Source organism: Nocardia africana NBRC 100379 (assembly GCF_001612635.1).
Lineage (GTDB): Bacteria > Actinomycetota > Actinomycetes > Mycobacteriales > Mycobacteriaceae > Nocardia > Nocardia africana.
In genome coordinates, this window is record NZ_BDAV01000010.1 from 422,959 (window position 1) to 446,291 (window position 23,333).

The 23,333-nt window shown below is 71.0% G+C and carries 1 protein-coding gene (running past one end of the window); it reads right to left on the minus strand.

All coding sequences use genetic code 11. The features are described from left to right. On the minus strand, window positions 1–23,333 hold the 3' portion of the coding sequence (locus NA3_RS18775; protein ID WP_062964900.1) for a non-ribosomal peptide synthetase. It continues 8,488 nt past the right edge of the window; only the last 23,333 of its 31,821 coding nucleotides appear in the window; its start codon lies beyond the right edge, outside the window; the stop codon is at window positions 1–3.

Below are 23,333 nucleotides of genomic sequence, written 5' to 3' on the forward strand. Positions count from 1 at the left end.
TCAGTCTGTTTCGCCGTTGTTCGAGTGTCCGCCCACTACCGCGCCGATGCGTCGCAGCGATTCCGCGGACGTCATGCTCCAGTGGGTGGCGGGCAGCCGGTGGCGCCACACCGTTCCGCTGACCGCCGGTATCCACTGCTCGGCGGCCGGCTCGCTCGAGGCGTCGTGGGCGGCGACGAAGTACGTCAGATCGCCTCGGTAGATCCGGGGCCGATAGGCGGCGGCCAGCTCGACCGATCCCAGCGCCGCGTCGAGAACCGCGGTGATCCGATCCCGACCCAGCGACGCGAACGGTTCGGGCAGCATGTCGAGCAGCGCGGCACGATCGTCCGGCAGGGCGTCGCCGAACTCCTCGATCCGCTCGCCCAGCAGCCCGCCCAGCAGTTCCGGCAGCGCGAGAGGCTCGGACTCGTCGGGATCGGCCTCGCCGAGCCGGCTGTCCATCACGGCCAGCAGCTCGACCCGCTCGCCCTCGTCCTGCAGCCGCACCGCGACGGCGTGGGCGAGCACACCGCCGAGCGACCAGCCCAGCAGATAGTACGGCCCTTCCGGCTGCACCGAGCGGATCGCCTCGACATAACGCCGCGCCCACTGCTCGACGGTGCCGGGGAGGTCCTCCCCGCTCAGCGCCGGCGATTGCAGACCGTAGAGCGGCCGCTCCACCGAGGCGGCCAGGCCGGCGAACGACCAGGCGACACCACCGACGGGGTGCACACAGAACAGCGGCTCGCCGATACCGTTGCGCCGCAACGGAAGCAGCACGTCGAAGGCGGCAGCGGGATCGATGCCGCCTGCGGCCCGGCCCAGTTCGGCCAGCACCGCCGCGGGCGTCGGCGCGGTGAACAGCGTCAGCACCGGAACCTGTTGTCCGAGTGCGGCACTCAGCCGCGCCGCGAGCACGGTCGCCGACAGCGAGGTGCCGCCGAATTCGAAGAAGTTGTCCTCCAGGCCGAACCGCCGCACACCCAGCACCTGCGCGAACGTCTCACACACCAGCGTCTCGGCCGCGGTCCGCGGAGGGCGGAATTCGCGCATCGCGCGCGGCGGCGCCGGCAGCGCACGGCGGTCGAGTTTGCCGGACGCGTTCACCGGAAGGTGGTCGAGCACGACCACGACCGCCGGAACCATATACCCGGGCAGCTGCCGCGCGAGTGCGGCACGCAGCCGATCGGTGTCGACGGTCTGCCCGGCCGCGGCGACCACATAGGCCACCAATTGCTGGTCCATGCCGTCGTCGCCGCGGACCAGGGCGACGGCCTGGGCGACCTCGGGCTGCGCGACCAGCGCCGCCTCGATCTCCCCGGGCTCGATCCGCAATCCGCGTAGCTTCACCTGGAAGTCGGAGCGGCCGCGGAACTCCAGTTCGCCGTCGGCATTCCACAGCACCAGATCACCGGTGCGGTACATGCGCTCGCCCGTCCGGAAGGGGTCGGCCACGAACCGGTCCGCGGTCAGATCGGGACGCGCGAGATATCCGCGCGCCAGCTGGGTTCCGGCCAGATACAGCTCGCCGGTGACACCCGCCGGCACCGGTCGCAGGCGCGAATCCAGCACGTAGACACGGGTATTGAAGACCGGACGGCCGATCGGCACCGTAGCGGTATCGGCATCGGCATCGGTGACCTCGTGGTAGGTCACGTCCACCGCGGCCTCGGTCGGCCCGTAGAGGTTGTGCAACCGGGCGCCGGTCAGCGCCCGCAACCGCTGCGCGACCGCGGGCGGCAGCGCCTCACCGGAGGCGAAGACCCGCCGCAGCGAGGTACCCGCACCGGCCCCCGACGCCGCGACGAACACCGCGAGCATCGACGGCACGAAGTGCACCGTGGTCACCGATTCGGCCGCCACCAGGCGGGCCAGATAGTCGGGATCGCGATGTCCCTGCGGTGCGGCCAGCACCAGCCGGGCGCCGATCTGCAACGGCCAGAACAACTCCCACACCGACACGTCGAAGGTGACGGGCGTCTTCTGCAGCACCACATCGTCGGCGCCGAGCCGGTATTCCGACTGCATCCATACCAACCGGTTCACGATCGCCCGGTGGCTGACCGCCACTCCCTTCGGGCGCCCGGTCGAGCCGGAGGTGAAGAGCACGTAGGCGATGCTGTCCGGCCGCAACGGGCGCACCCGGTCCGTGTCGGTGACGGCGGCGGCGCTGTAGCACGTGAGGTCCAGCCGATCCAGGTCGATCGCGCCGTCGATCGTCGAACCGTCCAGTGCCAGTACACATTCCGGCGCGGCGGTATCGAGAATGTGACCAATGCGCTCGTCCGGCTGGTCCGGATCGATCGGCACGTAGGCGGCGCCGGCCTTGATCACCGCGTAGACGGCGACCAGCAGTTCCACCGAGCGCGGCAGCGCCACCGCCACCCGCTGCTCCGGGCCGATGCCCCGGCCGATCAGGTACCGCGCCAGCCGGTTGCTCCGCGCATCGAATTCCGCATAGGTCAGCACCCGCTGTGCCACCGCGGTTCCCGCGCGGTCCTCGGCCAGCGCCACCGCCTCCGGATGCGTGGTGACCGCGGCCGCGAACCGGGCGGTCAGCGTGTGCGGATGGTCGCTGCCGAAGACCGGCGGCAGATCCCGGGCGGTGTCGTTGTAGCCGACCAGCATGCGGGTGCGCTCGGCGTCGTCCAACAGGTCGATATCGCCGATCGCGCCCTCGGCGTCGGCGGCGACCCGGTCGATCACCCGCAGGAACCGCTGCACGAACCGCCGCACCGTGGCCGCGTCGAACAGGTCGGTGGTGTAGGTGACGGCGGCGGAGATGCCCGCCGGGGCGCCCTGCTCGTCGTAGGTGTCGGTCAGATACCAGTGCAGATCGAATTGCGATGTGCGCGTGTCGATATCGAGTTCACTCACCGTCACGCCGGGTAGCCGCAGCTGTGCGCGATTCAGGTTCTGGAACGACAGGCCCACCTGGAACAGGGGATGGCGTGCCGTCGACCGGTCCGGATCGAGCAGTTCCACCAGCCGTTCGAACGGCACGTCGCTGTTGGCGAAGGCCGCCAGATCCGTCTCGCGCACCTGGTCCAGCAGCTCCGCGAACGATGCCTGCGGCGCGACCCGGGCGCGCAGAACCAGCGTGTTGACGAACATGCCGACCAGGTCGTCGAGTTCCGCCTCACCCCGGCCCGCGATCGGCGCACCGACCGCGACGTCGTCGGTGGCGGCGAGCCGGGCCAGCAGGATCGACAGCGCGGCGCGGACCACCATGAACAGCGAGGCGTGCCGGGTGCGAGCCAATCGATGCAGGGCCGCATGCCGCTCGGCGTCGATCTCGAACGTCAGTGCCCGGCCGCGCAGCGACTGCACCTTCGGGCGCGGCCGGTCCGTGGGCAGGGCCAGTTGTTCGGGCAGGTCCGCGAGGGCGGTCCGCCAGTGCGCGAGCTGACCCGCGACCAGGGAACGCGGACCGTCTTCCGCGCCGAGCACCTCGCGCTGCCACAGTGCGTAATCGGCGTACTGCACCGGCAGCGGGGACCACTGCGGCGCCGCACCGGCCGTGCGCGCGGCATAGGCGCTCAGCAGATCCCGGGCCAGCGGCGCGGCCGAGGCGCCGTCGGCGCAGATGTGGTGCATCGACAGCACCACGATGTGCTCGGACGTCTCCGTCACCCGCAGTAGCGCGGCTCGCACCGGAATGTCACAGGTGACATCGAACGGACGCGAAAGTACCTGCGCGACTTCGGCTTCCACCTCGGCAGCCGTCACCGATCCGATCGTGAACTCGGCGTCGGCGCCGGTCAGGATCTGCTGGAACGGACCGTCGTCGGCCTGCGGATAGACCGTCCGCAGCACCTCGTGTCGTTCGACCACATCGGCGAAGGCGAGCTCGAGCGCGGCGGCGTCCACCGCACCGGTCAGGCGCACCGCGAACGGCACGTTGTAGGCCGCGGAGGCGGGGTCCATGCGGTTGAGCAACCATATCCGCTGCTGTGCCGGCGACAACGGGATCCGTGGCGGCCGGGGCCGTGCGGTGAGCTCGACGCGCGCCGTACCGGCGTGGGCGGCGAGCCGTCCGGCCAGGGCGCGCACCGTCGGCGCCTCGAACACCGTGCGCACCGGGATCCGGGTCGCGGTCCGGGCACCCAGGCGCGCGACCACCTGGGTCGCGATGAGCGAATTGCCGCCGAGTTCGAAGAAGTCGTCGTCGGCGCCGACCCTGGGCACACCGAGCGCCTCGGCCAGAACCGCGGCGACCAGTCGCTGTTGCGGCGTGGCCGGTTCGCGATACGGGCGCGCCTGGAACCGCGGTTCCGGCAAGGCCTTCCGATCCAGCTTGCCCACCGGGGTGAGCGGCACCCGATCCAGGACGACGACCGCGGCCGGCACCATATGCGACGGCAGACTGCGCGCGGCATAGGCGGTCAGCTGCTGCGGATCGACCGAACGACCCTGCACCGCATGCACATACGACACCAGTGCGGTGGCACCGGCCGGAGTCTCGCGGCCCAGGGTGACCGCGAAATCGACATCGTCGTGGCCGGTGAGCACCGCGTCGATCTCCCCGAGTTCGATGCGGAAGCCGCGCACCTTGACCTGGAAGTCGGTGCGGCCCAGATATTCCAGCTCCCACTCGCCCGTGCCGCCGACGATCCAGCGGACCAGGTCGCCGGTGCGATACATCCGGGTGCCCGGCGTGCCCCACGGACAGGCGACGAAACGTTCGGCGCTCAGTCCCGCCCGGGCGTGGTACCCGCGGGCCAGGGCCTCACCCACCACGTACAGCTCACCCGCGACACCGGGCGGCACCGGTTGCATCCGCGCGTCGAGCACGAGCGTCGTCGTGCCCGGCACCGGGGTGCCGATGGTGATCGGCGCGCCCGCGACCAGAACCGCGTAGGCCGAGGAGATGGTGGCCTCGGTCGGGCCGTAACTGTTGACGAAGCGGCGGCCGGGCTGCCACTTGGCCAGCAGTTCCGGCGTGGTCGCGTCGCCGCCGGCGCCGACGACCTCGAGGTCCGGCAGTCCGGAGGGATCGACGGTGGCCAGCATGGCCGGGGTGATCATGGTGTGGGTGACCCGCTCGGCGCGCAGCAGCTCGGCGAGTTCCTGTCCGCCCAGCACCGACGGCGGCGCGATGACCAGTGTGGCTCCGCTGCCGAAGGTCAGCAGCCACTCCTCCAGCGACTGATCGAAACTCGGCGAGCAGACGTGCAGGAAGCGGTGCCGCGGCTGCACCCGGCACAGCCGGGTGGCATGGGCGGCGAGATTCGCGACCCGGCGGTGCGTGACCGTGACACCCTTGGGCAGACCGGTCGAACCCGAGGTGTAGATGGTGTAGGCGGCGTTGTCCGGGCGCAGCGGACGGATGCGGTCGGCATCGGTGATCGGATCGTGTGAGCGACCCGCGCAGGCCGCCGCGGTGGCCTCGTCGTCCAGCGACAGCCAGCTGGTGGCCGCCGGCAGGTCTGCGGCGAATTCCCTTGTGGTGATGCCGATGACGGCGGCGGAGTCGGCCACCATGTGCCGCACCCGATCCGGCGGATAGCTCGGATCGACGGGCACGTACGCGCCGCCGGCCTTCGCGACCGCCCAGACCGCGGCGATCATCTCGTAGGAGCGCGGCAGCGCGATCGCCACCGCCCGCTCCGGCCCGACGCCCGCGTCGATGAGCATCCGGGCCAGCTGCGAGGACTGCCGATCGAGCTCTCCGTAGGTCACCGATCGCCCGTCGATGCGCACCGCGACCCGATCGGCGCCGTGCCGCAGGCCGCGCGTGAAGATCTCCGGCAGCAGGCCGTCCGCGAGCACCGGGCCGCCGTCCATCCGGGTGAACTGCTCGTACTCCGGCGCCGACAGCAGCGGCAGGTCGCCGACGGCCCGCTCGGGGGTGGCGGCCACGGCCGCGAGCAGTCCGGTGAAGCGCCGGGCGAACGATTCGACCGTGGTGTGGTCGAACAGATCCCGCGCGTACGAGAGGTCGGCGAGCAGTCCCTCCCCGGTCTCCTGCACGGTCAGCGACAGATCGAATTGCTCGGCGTCGAAATCGAAATCGACGGCCTCGACCCGCAGGCCGGGCAGTTCGACATCACGCTGGGGCAGGTTCTGGAAGGTCAGCATCACCTGGAACAGCGGATGGCGTGCCGTGGAGCGTTCCGGGTTCACCAGCTCGACCAGTCGCTCGAAGGGCAGATCGGCGTGTCCGAACGCCTGCACATCGGTATCGCGTGCGCTGCGGAGCAATTCGATGAAGGACACGTCGCCCGGTACCCGGGTGCGCAGCACCAGGGTGTTGACGAACATGCCGACCACGTCGTCGAGTTCGGCCTCGCCGCGGCCCGCGATCGGGGTGCCGACGGCGACGTCGTCGGTGCCGGCCATGCGTGCCACGAACAGCGCCCACGCGGCGTGGACCACCATGAACAACGTCGCGTTGTGGGTCCGGCCCAGCTCGGCCAGATCCGCGCGCAGCTGCGCCGAGAGGGGGAACACCACCCGTCCGCCGCGGGCGGACTGCACGGCCGGCCGCGGGCGATCGGCGGGCAGATTCACCTCGTCCGGCAGGCCGGCCAGGCGTTCGCGCCAGTAGCGGGCCTGCGTGGAGATCAGGCTCCGCTCATCGTCTTCCGAGCCCAGCACCTGCCGCTGCCACAGCGCGTAATCCGCGTACTGCACCGGCAGTGGCGTCCAGCGCGGAGCCGCACCGGCGCTGCGGGCGGCGTAGGCCAGCATCACATCGCGCGTCAGGGGCCGCATCGACCAGCCGTCGGTGGCGATGTGATGCACCACGAACACCAGCACATGCTCGTCGGCCGAAATCCGCAGCAGCGCGAGCCGAATCGGCACCTCGGCGCTCACGTCGAACCCGGTCGAGGCCAGTTCGGCGATGCACGCCGCGACCTCCTCCGCGCCGACCGGGCGCGGGGTGAGGTCCGCACCCACCTGCGAGGCGGGCAGGATGTGCTGCACGACGCCGTGAGACGTCTGCGGGTAGACGGTGCGCAACACCTCGTGCCGGTCCAGCACGTCGAGCACCGCCTGCCGCAACGCGTCGACCCGCAGCTCACCGCGCAGTCGCACCGCGGCGGGCACGTTGTAGGCGGCGGATTCGGGTTCGAACTGGTTGAGGAACCACATCCGCTGCTGCGCCAGCGACAGCGGCAGCGCCTCGGGCCGTGGTCCGGCGGTCAGTGCCGTGCGGCCGCCGGAGCCGATGTGGCCGTCCACCCGGACCGCGAGCGCCGCCACGGTCGAGGCCTCGAACAGCAGCCGCACCGGAATCCGGGCGTCCAGGGCCGCGCCGAGGCGGGCGGAGACCTGGGTGGCCAGCAGCGAGTTGCCGCCGAGGGCGAAGAAGTCGTCGTCGGCGCCGACCCGGGGCGCGTCCAGCACGTCGGCGTAGATATCGGCGATCGTCTGTTCCACCGGAGTGGCGGGGGCCCGATAGGCCGTCGCCTCGAAGGCGGGCCGGGGCAGCGCGGCCCGGTCCAGTTTGCCGTTCACCGTCAGCGGCAGCGCGTCGAGGACGACGAACGCCTCGGGCACCATGTACGACGGAAGTGTCTGAGCCAAGGCGTTTTTCACGCCGGCGACATCGAGATCACCGGCGGCCGGGACGAGATAGGCGACCAGCCGATCGGCGGTGCGCGGATCGGATACCGCCAGCACGGCGGCCTGCGCGAGCGCCGGCAGCGCGAGCAGCGCCGCCTCGATCTCCCCGAGTTCGATGCGGAAGCCGCGCACCTTCACCTGGAAATCGGTGCGCCCGCGGTAGTCGAGTTCGCCGGCCGCGTTCCAGGCCACCACGTCGCCGGTGCGATACATGCGCGCTCCGGGTTCGAACGGGTCGGCCACGAACCGCTCCGCGGTCAGATCGGCGCGCCCGTCATAGCCGCGGGCCAGCTGCGCACCGGCCAGATACAGCTCACCGGGCACCCCCACCGGCACCGGCAGCAACCGCGAATCCAGCACGTACACCCGGCTGTTGGTCTCCGGGCGACCGATCGGAACCGCCACCGTATCGGTGTCGTCGACCGCGTGGACGGTGATGGAGACCGCGGCCTCGGTCGGGCCGTAGAGGTTGTACAGGCGGGCGGAACCGGCGCGGCGCACGCGCTGCGCGGTGGTGGCGGGCAAGGCCTCGCCGATGGCGAGGATGCGGCGCAGCGAGGGCGGCAGGCTGCCGGCGGAGGCGGTGAGCAGCGCGTCGAGCATCGACGGGACGACGTGCAGCGTGGTCACTCGCTCGCGCCGCATCAGCTCGTCGAGGTAGGCGGGATCGCGATGGCCGTCCGGGGCGGCGACCACCAGCCGTCCGCCACAGACGGCGGCGGACCAGAACTCCCAGACCGAGAGGTCGAAGGTGGCGGCGGTCTTCAACAACACCGTGTCGTCGGCACCCATACCGAATGTCGCTGTCTTCCAGCGCAATTGGTTGATGATCGCCTGGTGGGTGACGGTGACGCCCTTGGGCCGGCCCGTCGATCCGGAGGTGAAGATGACGTAGGCCGGATGTTGCGGCAGCAGCGGGGCGCGGCGGTCCCGATCGGTCACCGGGGCGGCGGACAGGTCCGGCACGTGGTCGAGGTCCACCACCCGCAACGTCCGGTCCCGCAGGGTCGGTGCGATATCCGAGGAGGTCAGCACACACAGCGGATCGGCGGTCGAGAGGATGTAGTCGACGCGTTCGGCCGGCTGGTCCGGGTCGATCGGCACATACGCGCCACCGGCGACGCCAACCGCGTACATGGCGACGATCAGCTCCCGGGATCGGCGCACGGCCAGTGCCACGCGGGTCTCCGGGCCGACGCCCAGCGCGATGAGATGCCGGGCGAGCCGGTTGACCTGCGCCGACAATTCGGCATAGCTCACCGGTTCACCGGCGCCGTCGCGATCGACGATCAGCGCGGGCGCGGTACCGGCGGCTTCCACCGACGCGTTCCACAGCGCGGGAAGCGTTGTCGCGCAGAGGGGTTCGGCGGTGTCGTTCCAGGTCCGCAGGATCCGCACCCGCTCCTGCGGCGCGAGCAGATCCACCGAGCCGACGGCCCGAGCCGGATCGGCACACACCGCCTCCAGCAGCCGCAGCAGCCGTTCACCGAAGCCCGCCACGGTGGGGGCGTCGAACAGCGCGGTGGCATAGGTGAGGGAGGCGGCCATGCCGAGCGGCGCACCGGATGCGTCGTAGCGGTCGGTGATCACCAGATGCAGGTCGAACTGCGAGACGGCGGTATCCACATCCGCCGCGCTCACCGTCAGGCCGTCCAGCGCGAATTCCGCGGCGGCCTGGTTGTGGAAGGAGAATCCGACCTGGAACAGCGGATGCCGGGCGGTCGACCGGACCGGGTTCAGCACCTCCACCAGCCGCTCGAACGGGATGTCGGCATGGGAGAAGGCGGCCAGATCGCCGTCGCGCACGACCGCGAGCAGTTCGGCGAAGCCGGCGCCCGGATCGACCTCGGTGCGCAGCACCAGGGTGTTGACGAACATGCCGACCAGCTCGTCGAGAGCCCGGTCACCACGGCCGGCGATGGGGGTGCCGATCGCGATATCCGTCGAGGCCGACAGCCGCGACAGCAGCGTCGCGAAGGCGGCGTGCATCACCATGAACAGCGTCGCGCCGTGGGTGCGCCCGATCGCGGCCAGCCGGGTGTGTGTCGCCGCGTCCACGGTGAAATCCACGACGCCACCGGCGGTGGAAACGGTTGCCGGACGCGGCCGGTCGGTCGGCAGCGCCAGCTGGTCGGGCAACCCCGCCAGCGCACGCGTCCAGTACCCGATCTGCCGGGCGGCCGCCGATTCCGGATCGTCCTCGGAGCCGAGCACCTCGCGCTGCCAGAGCGCGAAGTCGGCGTACTGGACCGGCAGCGGCGCCCAGTCCGGCGCGGTCCCGGTGCGGCGGGCGGCGTAGGCGGTCATCACGTCGCGGGCCAGTGGCACCAGCGACGACCCGTCGGCGGCGATGTGGTGGACGGCCACTACCAGCACGTACTCGCTGCCGGGTGCGTCGGTGACGACGAACAGCCGAGCCCGCAACGGCACCGCGGCCGTCACGTCGAACGGCTCGGTGACGAATTCGGAGACAGCGCCGAGCATGTCGGCGCCGCGCAGCGGCACGGGCGCCAATCGCGGCGCGGGGGCGTCGGCGACCGGGAGGATCACCTGCACCGGTCCGGCGTCGGTCTGCGGATACACCGTGCGCAGTACCTCGTGCCGGGCCACCACATCGGCGAACGCGGCAGTCAGCGCGGCCACGTCGAGTTCACCGCTCAACCGCATGGCCAGCGGGATCGTGTACGCGGCCGAGTGCTCGTCCATGCGGTTGAGCAGCCACATACGCTGCTGCGCCAGCGACAGCGGCACCGGCCCGTCGACTGCGCGCGGGGTGAGCGCCACTCGGGCCGGCGCACCCTCCGGCTCCGCCGCGGCGGCCGCCAGGGCGGCGACCGTGGGGTGTTCGAAGACGGCGCGCACCGGCACCGTCGTGTCGAATGCCGATCCCAGCCGCGCCGCCAAACGGGTTGCGGTGAGCGAATTTCCACCGAGTGCGAAGAAGTCGTCGTCGAGGCCGATGCGGCGGGATTCGCCGAGGCCGAGCACCCCGGCCACGATGTCGGCGACCGTGGCTTCGGCGGCCGTGCGCGGGGCGCGGAATTCCGCTACCCGGAAAACCGGCTCCGGCAACGCCTTCCGGTCCAGTTTGCCGGTCGGCGTCAGCGGAATCTCGTCGATGACCATGATCGCGGCCGGAACCATGTACGCGGTGAGGCTGCGCGAGGCGTGGGCCACCAGGTCGTCCACCTCGACGATGTGCCCGGGTGCGGCGACCACGTAGGCCACCAGTGAGGTCTCCCCCGCCGCATCGAGATGGCCGAGGGTGGCGGCGAATTCGACCGACTCGTGCGCGCTCAGCACCGCGTCGATCTCGCCCAGTTCGATGCGCAGGCCGCGCACCTTCACCTGATGGTCGGAGCGGCCCACGTATTCGACGACGTAGTCCTCGCCGCGTGCGACCCAGCGCACCAGATCGCCCGTGCGGTAGAGCCGCTCGCCCGGCGCACCGTGCGGATCGGCGACGAAACGCTCCGACGTCAGCGCCGGCCGCGCGTGGTAACCGCGCGCCAGGCCGGGCCCGCGCAGATACAGCTCACCGGTGACGCCGAGCGGCACCGGGCGCAGCCGCCCGTCGAGTACCACCGCCGACATTCCGGCGATCGGGGCGCCCATATCCAACGGGCCGCCCGGGCGCTTCACCGCGCTCACGGTCGCGAACACGGTGGTTTCGGTCGGGCCGTAGGTGTTGTGGAATTCGCGGTCCGCGGCCCAGCGGGCCATCAGGTCCGGTCCGTAGGCCTCGCCACCGACCGTCAACCGGCGCAGGCGCGGCAGGGCGGCGGGGTCGAGGGTCCGCAGCACGGCGGGCGTGATGAAGGCATGCGAAACCCGCTGCGCTGCCATCAATTCCGTCAGCTCGTCGCCGCCGTAGACGCCGACCGGCGCGATGACGGCGGTCGCCGACCCCGCGAAGGCCATCAGCAGTTCCAGCATCGAGGCGTCGAAGCTCGGGGAGGAGGCGTGTAGCACCCGCGCGCCGGAATCGACCCGGTAGTGCCGGCGATGCGCGGCCACGATCGCGCCGATACCGCCGTGGGTCACCACGACGCCCTTCGGCCTACCGGTCGTGCCGGAGGTGTAGATCATCCACGCCGGATTCTGCAACCGGACGGGGCGCAGCAGTTCGTGCGCCTCGATCGGCTCGGGCGAGGTATTCCGCAGGCGGGCAGCGAGTTCCGGCGCGTCGACGGTGAGCGTGCGCACCGTCGACGGGAGCGCGGCGGCGTCCGCGACGGTGGTGATGCCCACGGCCGCACCGGAATCGGTGAGCATATGGGCGATTCGCTCCGCCGGATAGTCGGGATCGACGGGCAGGAACGCCGCACCCGCCTTCGCCACCGCCCACCAGGCCACCACCCACCGCACGGAGCGCGTGATCGCGATCGCGACGAAATCCTCGGCGCCGACACCGGATTCGATCAGGACGCGCGCCAGCCGGCTCGATTCGGCATCCAATTCCGCGTAGGTCACATCCCGGCCGTCGCCACACAGCGCGATACCGGTGGGGTTGCGGCGGGCCGCCTCGGTGAGGAAATCGGCGAGTGTGCGCGCGGCGACGAACGGTGTGGGCCGAGCGCCGAGCAGGGCCTCGTGTTCGGCCGGAGACAGCAGGTCGATATCGCCGACGGCGCGCCGCGGTTCGGCGACGGCGGCGCCGATCACCCGGCCCAACCGCCGCAGCAGGCCCGCCGCGGTGGCCGGATCGTACAGATCGGTGGCATAGGTGAGTTCGAGCGGCAGATGCCCGTCGGCGTCGAGTTCGTCCGACACGGTGAACTGCAGATCGAATTTGGCCACGGGACTGTCGAATTCGACCGGTTCCAGGATCAGGCCCGGCACCGCGTGGGTCTGCGCACCGAGGTTGAGATAGCTCAGCGACACCGTGAACAGCGGGTTGCGGTCCGCCGTGCGCGCCACGCCCAGGGCGTCGACCACGCGATCGAACGGCAGCGCCGCATGGGCGAACGCGGCCAGATCGGCGGCGCGGGTGTGCTCGAGCACCGCATCGAAACTGTCGGTGGCCCGCGGCTGCGTCCGCAGCGTCAGGGTGTTGACGAACATGCCGATCAGCTCGTCCAGTGCGCTGGCGCCACGTCCGGCGACCGGGGTGCCGATGGCGATGTCGTCACCGCCGGACAGCCGGCCCAGCAGCACGGTCAGGGCGGCGTGCCAGACCATGAACGGGGTCGCGCCGTGCGCCTTGGCGAGGCGGTGGACCGCACCGGCGACGGCGCCGTCGATGCGTCCGCGCACGACCGCACCCCGGCGCGAGGCCACGGGCGGGCGCGGCCGGTCGGTGGGCAGGGCGAGTTCGCCGGGCAGATCCGCCAGCGTCCGGGTCCAGAAGTCCAGATGTTCGGTCTCGGCGGCGGCCAGCGACTGCCGTTGCCACAGTGCGTAATCCGCATACTGCACGGGCAGGTCCGGCCAGCTCGGCGCGGTCCGCGTGCGGCGGGCCAGATAGGCGGCGATCAGATCGCGCAGCAGCGGATTCAGCGAATAGCCGTCCGCGGCGATGTGATGGACGACCACCACGAAGACGTGGCTGGTGTCGGATTCGCGGATGAGCAGGGCCCGCACCGGTGGTGCGGCGGTCACGTCGAAACCGCGTCCGGCGAAGTTCGCGATCGACTCCGCCGCGGCGCCGGCCCGGCTCTCGAACTCGATGTGCGCCTGTTCGGGAGCCAGCACCGCCTGGCAGCCCTCGCCCTCGGCATCGAGCGGATAGTAGGTGCGCAGCGCCTCGTGGCGGGCGACCACATCGGTGAAGGCGCCGTACATGGTCGCCTCGTCGAGATCGCCGAGGATGCGGACCGCGACCGCGATATTGTCGGCCGCCGAATCCGGAGCCAGGCGGTTGAGGAACCACATGCCCTGCTGCACCGGCGCCAGCGGAACCACATCGGGCCGGGCGGTGGCGACGGGACCGGGCAGCTCCGGTGCGGCGCCGTCGATGTCGTCGATCATGGCGGCGGCCAGACCGGCGGCGGTCGGGTGTTCGAACAGCATGCGCACCGGGACCCGACGGCCGTGGCGCTCGCCGAGCCGCGCCAGCACCCGCGTCGCGACGAGCGAATTGCCACCGAGGGCGAAGAAGTCGTCGTCGGCGCCGACCCGTTCGATGCCGAGCACCCCTGCGAAGGTTTCGGCGACCAGCCGCTCAGCGGGTGTGCTCGGCTCGCGGTACTCGCCGGCGCCGAAGACCGCCGCGACCCGCGGATCACCGGCATCGGGCAATGCACTGCGGTCGAGCTTGCCGGAGGCGTTGAGCGGGAACGCGTCCAGGACCACCACGGCCGACGGGACCATGTACCCCGGTAGTTGCGCGACGGCGGCGTCGCGTGCCCGGTCGCCGAGGCCGGATGCGGCGGAGCCGTCGCCGGCCGGGGTGACGAAACCGATGAGGTGGTCGCCTCCCGGAGCCGCCACGATTCGCACGGCCGCCGCGGCGACCCCGGGCACCGCCGCGAGCACCGCCTCGATCTCGCCGAGTTCGATGCGCTGACCGCGGAACTTCACCTGGAAGTCGGTGCGGCCGAGGTAGATCAGCTCGGGTGTTTCGCCACTGACATCCCAGCGCACCAGATCACCGGTGCGGTACATGCGGGAGCCGTGCTCGGGAGTGTTCCCGTCGGAGACAGTGAACGGGTTGGCGACGAACCGGTCGGCGGTCAGGTCGGCGCGGCCGTAGTAGCCGCGCGCCAGCTGGGTGCCGGCCAGATACAGCTCGCCCGCCACACCCGGAGGGGTGGGCCGCAGCCGCGAATCCAGCACGTAGACGCGGCTGTTCCATTCGGGCCGGCCGATCGGCAGGGCCGGGCGGTCGGTCACCCCGGTGACATCCCGGTAGGTGATGGAGACCGCCGCCTCGGTGGGCCCGTACAGGTTGTGCAGCCGCGCCGAGCTGATCGCGCCGAACGCCCGCGCCGTCTCGGCGGGCAGCGCCTCACCGATCACGAACACCTGCCGCAGCGACCGCACCTGCGCCGAACCGACCTGCGCGGCGAACACGCTGAGCATCGAGGGCACGAAATCGGTGACGGTGACGCCGTATTCGGCGATGGTCTCGGCCAGATAGCCCGGATCGCGGTGGCCGTCCGGAGCGGCCAGCACCAGGGTGGCGCCGATCCGCAACGGCAGGAAATAGCCCCACAGCGAGACGTCGAAGGTGGTCGCGGTCTTCTGCAGGTACACATCGGCGGCGGTGAGCCGGTATTCGGCCTGCATCCACGTCATCTGATTGACGATCGCGGCATGGGTGACGGTGACGCCCTTGGGTTTTCCGGTCGAGCCCGAGGTGAAGATCACGTAGGCCGGATGGTCCGCGTACATCGGGCTGTGGCGTTCGTTCACCGCGATCGGGTCGTCGCGGTAGGTGTCGAGGGCGACGGTGTCGACCGCGACGGTCGGGCCCTCGAAGTCCACCTCGGCATCCGCGGTGGTCAGCAGGACCGCGGGCCGGGCCGTCTCCAGGATGTGGGCGATGCGCTGGGCCGGATGGTCGGGATCGATCGGGACGTACGCGCCGCCGGCCTTGAGCACCGCGTACATCGCCACCACCAACGCCGGTGAGCGCCGAATCGACAGCGCGACCGTTGATTCCGGGCCCACCCCGGCGGCGATGAGGTGGCGGGCGAGCCGGTTGCTGCGGCTGTCGAGTTCGCCGTAGGTCAGAACCGTCGGCGCCGACCCGTCGTCGGGGATGTAGCGGATCGCGGGCAGTTGCGGCGCGGTCGCGGCCTGCGCTTCGAATTCGTCGAGCAGCAGTTCCGCGCCGAATCCGAGGTGCGCCGAATCGTTCCACTCGGTGAGGACGCGCTCGCGCTCACCGGCGGCGAACAGGTCGATATCCCCGACGACGCGATGCGGATCGTCGACGACCGACTCGATGACCCGCAGGAACCGCGCGGCCAGACCCTCGATCGTCGCGGCGTCGAAAAGTTCTGTCGCATAGGTGAACCCGATCTCGCGATCGGTGACGGTCACCTGCAGGTCGAACGGATTCACCGCGGTGTCGAGGCGTAGCTCGCCGACGGTCAGCCCACCCAGTTCCACCGTCACCGGATTCAGGTTCTGGTAGAACAGCGCCACCTGGAACAGCGGGTGGTGAGCTTGCGACCGAGGCGGGTCGAGCACCTCGACCAGCCGCTCGAACGGGATGTCGGCATGGGCGAAAGCGGCGAGATCGTCCTCGCGCACCTGCCGCAGCACGGCCGAGAACGGCTGCGCCGCCTGGATATCGGAGCGCAGCACGAGGGTGTTGACGAACATGCCGACGAGGTCGTCGAGCACCGCCGCGCCACGTCCGGCGACCGGTGCGCCGATGGCGATATCCGCGGTACCCGACATCCGGGCGAGCAGTACCGCGAGCGCGGCGTGCACCACCATGAACGGCGTGCTCTCGTAGCGTCCGGCCAGGTCGTCCAGGCCGGCTCGCAGCCGCGCGTCGAGGTCGACGGTGACTGTGGCCGCCGCGTGACCGGCAACCGCCGGGCGCGGCCGGTCGGTGGGCAGTTCCAGCCGGGTCGGGAGTCCGCGCAACCGGTCGCGCCAGAAGTCCAGTTGGCGCGCTGCCGGGGACTCGGGATCGGATTCCGCGCCGAGCACCTCGCGCTGCCACAGCGCGTAGTCGGCGTACTGGATCGCCAGCTCGTGCCACCGCGGGGCGGTCCCGGCACTGCGGGCCGCGTACGCCGTGGCGATATCGCGCGCGAGCGGCGCCATCGAGAAGCCGTCCGCGGCGATGTGGTGGACGACGAGGACCAGAATATGGTCGGGCGCAACGCTTTCCGCGCTCGAGGGCATGAGCGCCACGCGCAGCGGAACCTCGGTGGTCACGTCGAAGGGTTCGGCGATGAAGGCGCCGATGACCGCGGCGATGTCGTCGCCGTGCAGCCGCGACACCACCGGTACGTGGTCGGCGGGCCGAATCTGCTGATAGCCGATGCCGCCGATATCCGGGTACACGGTGCGCAGCGTTTCGTGCCGCGCGACGATATCGGCGAGCGCGGATTCCAGGGCCGCCGTATCCAGCGCACCGGTGAGGCGCAGCGCGACGGGAATGTTGTGCACACTCTGCCCGGGGTCGAATCGGTTGAGGAACCACATGCGCTGCTGCGCCGGCGAGAGCGGGACCAGATCCGGGCGCGGACGCGCGATCAGTGGCACCGCGGCGCCGCGGCCCGCGAATTCGGCCGCGCGAGCGGCCAATTCGCCGACTGTCGGAGCGTCGAAGATCAGGCGCACCGGCAGTTCGGCGTCGAGTTCGGCGCCCAGCCGGGCGGCGACGCGGGTGGCGGTCAGCGAATTGCCGCCGAGGGCGAAGAAATCGTCGTCGAGTCCGACCCGGTCCAGCCCGAGCAGTTCCGCGTAGACCGCGGCGACGGCGAGTTCGGCCCGGGTACCGGGAGCACGGAAGGCGCGCGTCCGGAAACCGGGCTCCGGCAAGGCCTTCCGGTCCAGTTTGCCCGACGCGTTGAGGGGCAGGGCGTCCAGGGTCACGATCATCGCGGGGACCATGTATTCGGGGAGCCGCCGGGCGCAGTCGGCGCGCAGCCGCTCGGCATCGAGGTCACTGCCCGAGGCGGCGACCACGTAGGCGACGATCCGATCGCCGGTGTCGCGGTCGTCGCGCACGACGGCCACGGCCTGCGCGACGCCCTCGGATTCGCGCAGGGCGGCCTCGATTTCACCGAGTTCGATGCGCAGGCCACGCACCTTCACCTGGAAATCGGCGCGGCCCACGTAGTTCAGTTCGCCCGTGGCCTGCCAGCGCACGATATCGCCGGTGCGGTACATGCGTTCGCCGGCGCGGAACGGATCGGCCACGAACCGGTCCGCGGTCAGGTCGGGCCGGGCGATATACCCCTCGGCCAATTGGGCACCGGCCAGGTACAACTCGCCCGCCACGCCGACGGGAACGGGACGCAGTGCCGAATCGAGTACGTAGACACGGGTATTGGCCACCGGGCGGCCGATCGGCACGGTCACGGTGTCCGCCTCGGTCACCTCGTGGAAGGTGACGTCGACCGCAGCCTCGGTCGGGCCGTACAAATTGTGCAGCGGCGCACCACCGAGCCCACGCCAGCGCGCGGCCGTATCCGCGGCCAGCGCCTCACCCGAGGTGAACACCCGGCGCAGGGTCGCGGGAACCATCGCGGCGTCATCGGCCAGTGCGTCGACGAAAACCGACAGCATCGAGGGCACGAAGTGCGCGGTCGTGATCGCCTCTTCGTCCATCACCCGGGCGAGGTAGGCCGGATCGCGGTGCCCATCCGGACGAGCCACCACCAACCGCGCACCCACCTGCAACGGCCAGAAGAACTCCCACACCGACACATCGAACGTCGCCGGAGTCTTCTGCAACACAACATCATCCGAGCTCAACCCGTACTCGGCCTGCATCCACACCAGACGATTCACGATCGCCCCGTGACTCACCGCCACACCCTTGGGACGACCCGTCGAACCCGACGTGAAAATCACATACGCCACATGCTCCGGCCGCAGTTTGCCGAGCCGGTCCACATCCGTCAGCGGCCCGTCGGCATAACCGGACACGTCCAGCCGGTCGATGTCGAGCACCGGTGGCGCCGACTCCGCGCGCACCGGCGTATCCGTCGTGGCCAGTACACAATCCGGCCGCGCGGTGTCGAGCACGTACCGGATGCGTTCGGCGGGATGGCCGGGGTCCAGCGGCACATAGCCGGCTCCCGCGGCGACGGTCGCGTACATGCCGACCACGAGTTCCAGCGAACGGGGCATATGCAGCGCCACCAGCGATCCGGGTCCCACTCCCCGCGCGATCAGGTGACGGGCGAGCCGGTTCACGCGGGCGCCGAATTCGGCATAGGTCAGCGTCGTCTCCGCGTAGGTGAGCGCGGGCGCCTTGGGCGTGCGCGCGGCCTGCACGTCGAACAGGACGGGAAGCGTTGCGGTGCGGTCGATGTCGGCCGCGGTCGCGTTCCAGTTGTCGAGAACCTGCCGCCGTTCGGACGGTTCCAGCAGGTCGATGTCGCGGAGGCGGACGTCGGGGTCCGCGGTCACCGCGGTGAGCACCCGCAGCAGCCGGCGGCCGAGGGCGGTCACCGTCGGCGCGTCGAACAGATCGGTGGCATACCGCAGCACCGCCTGGAGTTCGCGACCCCGCGCACCGTCGACCTCGGCCAGCGACAGTGCGAGATCGAATTGCGCCACGGGGTTGGCGAGCGGGTAATCGCTCACCTCCAGCCCGGGCAGCCGCAGGCCGGTAGCGGAGCGCTGCTCGAACGACAGCAGCACCTGCACGATCGGCGCATAGGCCTGGGAGCGTTCGGGATTCACCTCTTCGACCAGCCGGTCGAACGGCAGGTCGGCATGCGCGAAGGCCCGCACGTCGGCGTCGCGGACCTGGCCGAGCAGCTCACCGAACCGTTCGTGTACGCCGATCCGGGTGCGCAGCACCAACGTGTTGACGAACATGCCGACCAGATCGTCCAGCGCCTGCGCCGAACGGCCCGCGACCGGTGTGCCGACGGCGAGGTCGTCCGTGCCGGACAGCGAGGCGAGCAGGGTGGCGTAGGCCGCGTGCAGCACCATGAAGGTCGATACGCCCGCCCGCCGGGCCAGCGTCTCGACGGCGGCGGTCAGCTCGGCCGGAATGCGGAATTCGATCGCCGCGCCCGCACCCGACGCCACCGCCGGCCGTGGCCGGTCGCCGGGCAGGTCGACGACGGCGGGCAGGCCGGCCAGCTCGGCGCGCCAGAAGTCGATCTGGCGAGCCAGGCGGGATTCGGGATCGTCGGCGCGTCCCAGGACCGCGTGCTGCCAGAGCGCGAAATCCGCGTACTGCACCGGCAACGGCTGCCAGTCGGGAGCCGCCGCGACCTTGCGTGCGGCGTAGGCGGTCATCAGATCGCGGGCCAGCGGCGCGGTGGACACGCCGTCGGCCGCGATGTGGTGCACGACCACCAGCAGAATGTGTTCGTCGGGCGCGACCCGGAAAGCGCTGATACGCAACGGGATGTCGTGCCGCAGATCGAATCCGCGCGCCGCCGCGGCGGCGAGTTCGCCATCCACCTCGCCGGCAGTCACGGTATGGAGCGTGAGCACCGTGGCGGCGCAGTCCTCGACGTCGCGAATGTCCTGGCGCGGGCCCTCGGCGTCCTCGGGGAAGACCGTGCGCAGCGACTCGTGCCGGGCCAGCACATCGGTGACCGCCTCGGAGAGGGCGAATTCGTCCAGATCGCCGCGCAGGCGCAGCGCGAACGGGATGTTGTACATCGCCGAATCCGGCTCGATGCGGTTCAGCAGCCAGATGCGGGTCTGCGCGAGCGACAACGGAATTCGGTCCGGACGCGGCCCGGCGGTCAGCGGCGGGATGGTCGCGCCGGGTGCGTCGTCGACGAGGCGGGCGAGCAGAGCGGCGGTGGGTGCGCCGAAGATCTCGGCGACGTTGAGATCGCAGCCGAGCGCGGCGTTGACCCGGGCGACCACACGCATGGCGAGCAGGGAGTTACCGCCCGCGGCGAAGAAGTCGTCGTCGGCACCGAAGCGGTCGGCGCCGGCCGGGTCGAGGCCCAGCAGTTCGGCCATCACGGCGGCGACCACGGCCTCGGCGCCTTCGGCCGGGGCGCGGTAGACGGACTTCTCCCCCGGATCCACGGCCGGCAGTGCGGCGCGGTCGAGCTTTCCGGAGCTGTTCACCGGAAGCTGCGCCAGCACCGTGACACCGGACGGGACCATATAGGCGGGCAGCGCGCGGCCCGCGGCGGCCAGGACGGCGGCGGAATCGACGGACGCGTCCGCCGCCGGCACCACATAGGCGTGCAGCCGGGCCCGCTCGCCCGCTCCGGCCACCACCACGGCCGCCTGGGCGACGCCGGCCCGGCCGGTCAGGGCGGCCTCGATCTCGCCGAGTTCGATGCGCAGTCCGCGCAGCTTCACCTGGAAGTCGTTGCGGCCCAGATATTCCAGTTCACCGGCCCGGTTCCAGCGCACCAGATCGCCGGTGCGGTACATCCGGGCTCCGGCCGGGGCACGACCGGCGGGCCCGGAGGCGGTAGCGGAGCGTGACCCCGCAGGGCCCTCGGGAGTGCCCCTGTCGGACACAGCGAACGGGTCCGCGACGAAGCGGTCGGAGGTCGATTCGGGACGGCCGACGTACCCGCGCGCGAGCTGATCGCCCGCCAGATAGAGCTCACCGGTGACCCCGACGGGCACCGGGCGTAGCGTCGAATCGAGTACGTAGACACGGGTATTGGCCACCGGGCGGCCGATCGGCACGGTCACGGTGTCCGCCTCGGTCACCTCGTGGAAGGTGACGTCGACCGCGGCCTCGGTCGGGCCGTACAAATTGTGCAGCGGCGCACCACCGAGCTCGCGCCAGCGCGCGGCCGTATCCGCCGTCAACGCCTCACCCGAGGTGAACACGCGACGCAACGACTCCGGTGCCGCCGCGACCGAGCCGACGAAGACGGCCAGCATCGACGGGACGAAGTGCGCCGTGGTCACCGCCTCTTCGTCCATCACCCGGGCGAGGTAGGCCGGATCGCGGTGCCCATCCGGACGAGCCACCACCAACCGCGCACCCACCTGCAACGGCCAGAAGAACTCCCACACCGACACATCGAACGTCGCCGGAGTCTTCTGCAACACAACATCATCCGAGCTCAACCCGTACTCGGCCTGCATCCACACCAGACGATTCACGATCGCCCCGTGACTCACCGCCACACCCTTGGGACGACCCGTCGAACCCGACGTGAAAATCACATACGCCACATGCTCCGGCCGCAGCGGCGACACCCGGTCGGCGTCGGTCACCGCGTCGTCGGCATAACCCGACAGCTCCAGCCGGTCCAGCCGCACCGCGTCCACACCGGCCGGTAATCCGGGCACGTCGGTCGTGGTCAGCACGCAGTCGGGCCGCGCGGTGTCGAGCACGTAGCGCACCCGGTCGGCGGGATGGTCGGGATCCAGCGGGACATACGCGGCCCCGGCCGCGACGATCGCGTGGATGGCGACCACCAGCTCCAGCGACCGCGGAACGCTCACGGCCACAGCGGTATCCGGCCCCACGCCACGGCCGATCAGATAGCGCGCGAGCCGGTGCACGCGCCGGTCGAATTCGCGATAGGACAGACTGGTGCCCTCGAAGGTCACCGCCTGCGCGGCCGGACGCTGCGGCCGGGCCGCGAGAAGTTCGGGCAGGGTGCGCGGGCCGACCGGGTAGCCGGTGGCATTGTGCCCGCCGATCAGCCGGTCGCGTTCGGCCGGCGACATCAGCTCGACGTCGGCGACCCGGATGTTCCCGTCGGCCGTCATCGCCGCCACGATGCGTTCGAAGCCGTCGAGCAGCGCCGCGACGGTCTCCGGCTCGAACAGGTCGGCGGCGTAGTGCACATGCAGGTCGATGCCCGCCGCCGTGCCGTCCGCGGCGTAGGTCTCGTTCGCGGTCCAGTGCTGGTCCACCTGGATCGGCGCCGCCGCCGGTTCGACCGCGGCGATCTCCAGCCCGTCGAGCCGCAGCTGCGCGCGGGTCTGGTTCTGCAGCGTCAACGACACCTGATACAGCGGCGAATACGCCCGGGAGCGAGCCGGATTGAGGACTTCGACGAGCTGTTCGAACGGCACGGCGGCATGATCGAAGGCCGCGAGGTCGACGGCCCGCACATGGTTCAGATGTTCGGCGAGACTGTCCTCGCCGTGCACCGGTGTGCGCAGCACCAGGGTGTTGACGAACATGCCGACCAGATCGTCGAGCGCCTGATCACCGCGCCCGGCGACCGGGGCGCCGATCACGATGTCGTCGCTGCCGCCGAAGCGGGCCAGCAGCACCGACAGCGCGGCGTGTAGCACCATGAACGGTGTCACCCGATGGGCGGCAGCCAGGTCGTGAATGCGCTGGTGCAACGCGGCGCTCAGCCGCGCGGTGCGCGCGCCGCCGCGCTGGGAGGCGATCGCCGGGCGCGGGCGGTCGGTCGGCAGCGCCGACAGCTCCGGCGCCCCGGACAATTGCGTACGCCAGAATTCCAGCTGCCGAGCGGATTCCGAATGGGGATCGGCGGCCGATCCGAGTGTGCGTTGCTGCCACAGGGCGTAATCGGCGTACTGGATCGGCAGCGGCGACCACTGCGGCGCCGCACCCTCGGTACGGGCCTGGTACGCGACGGCGAGGTCCTTGGTCAGGGGGGCGAAGGACCAGCCGTCGGCCGCGATGTGATGGACGACGAACAGCAGAACGTGGGTCTGGGCGGCGCGATCGGCGTCGGGGGCGCGGCGCACCCGCAACAGCCGGATCCGCACCGGAACCTCGTCCGCCACGTCGAAACGACTGTGCGCCACGGTTTCCGCCATGGCGGCGACCTCGGCGGCGTCGACATCGGTGACCGCGAGATCCGGTACGGCGGCGGGGAGGACGAATTGGGTCGCCGCCCCGTCGCGTTCGGGGTAGCGGGTGCGCAGGGTTTCGTGCCGCTCGATCACATCGGCGATCGCGGCGCGCAGCGCGGCGACGTGCAGATTTCCGGTGAGCCGCAGCGCGAACGCGATGTTGTAGCTGCCGCCGCCGGTGTCCAGGCGGTTGAGCATCCACATGCGCTGCTGCGCGATCGACAGCGGGACGATCTCGGGACGCGGGACCACCGCCGTCGGACCGGCATCGCGTGAACCGTTGTCCGACAGCGTGATCCGGGTCGCCAGCGCCCGTACGGTCGGCGCGTCGAAGACCGCGCGCACCGGCACCGTGCCGCCGGTGGCCTTGTTCAGGCGTGCCGCGAGCTGGGTGGCGATGAGCG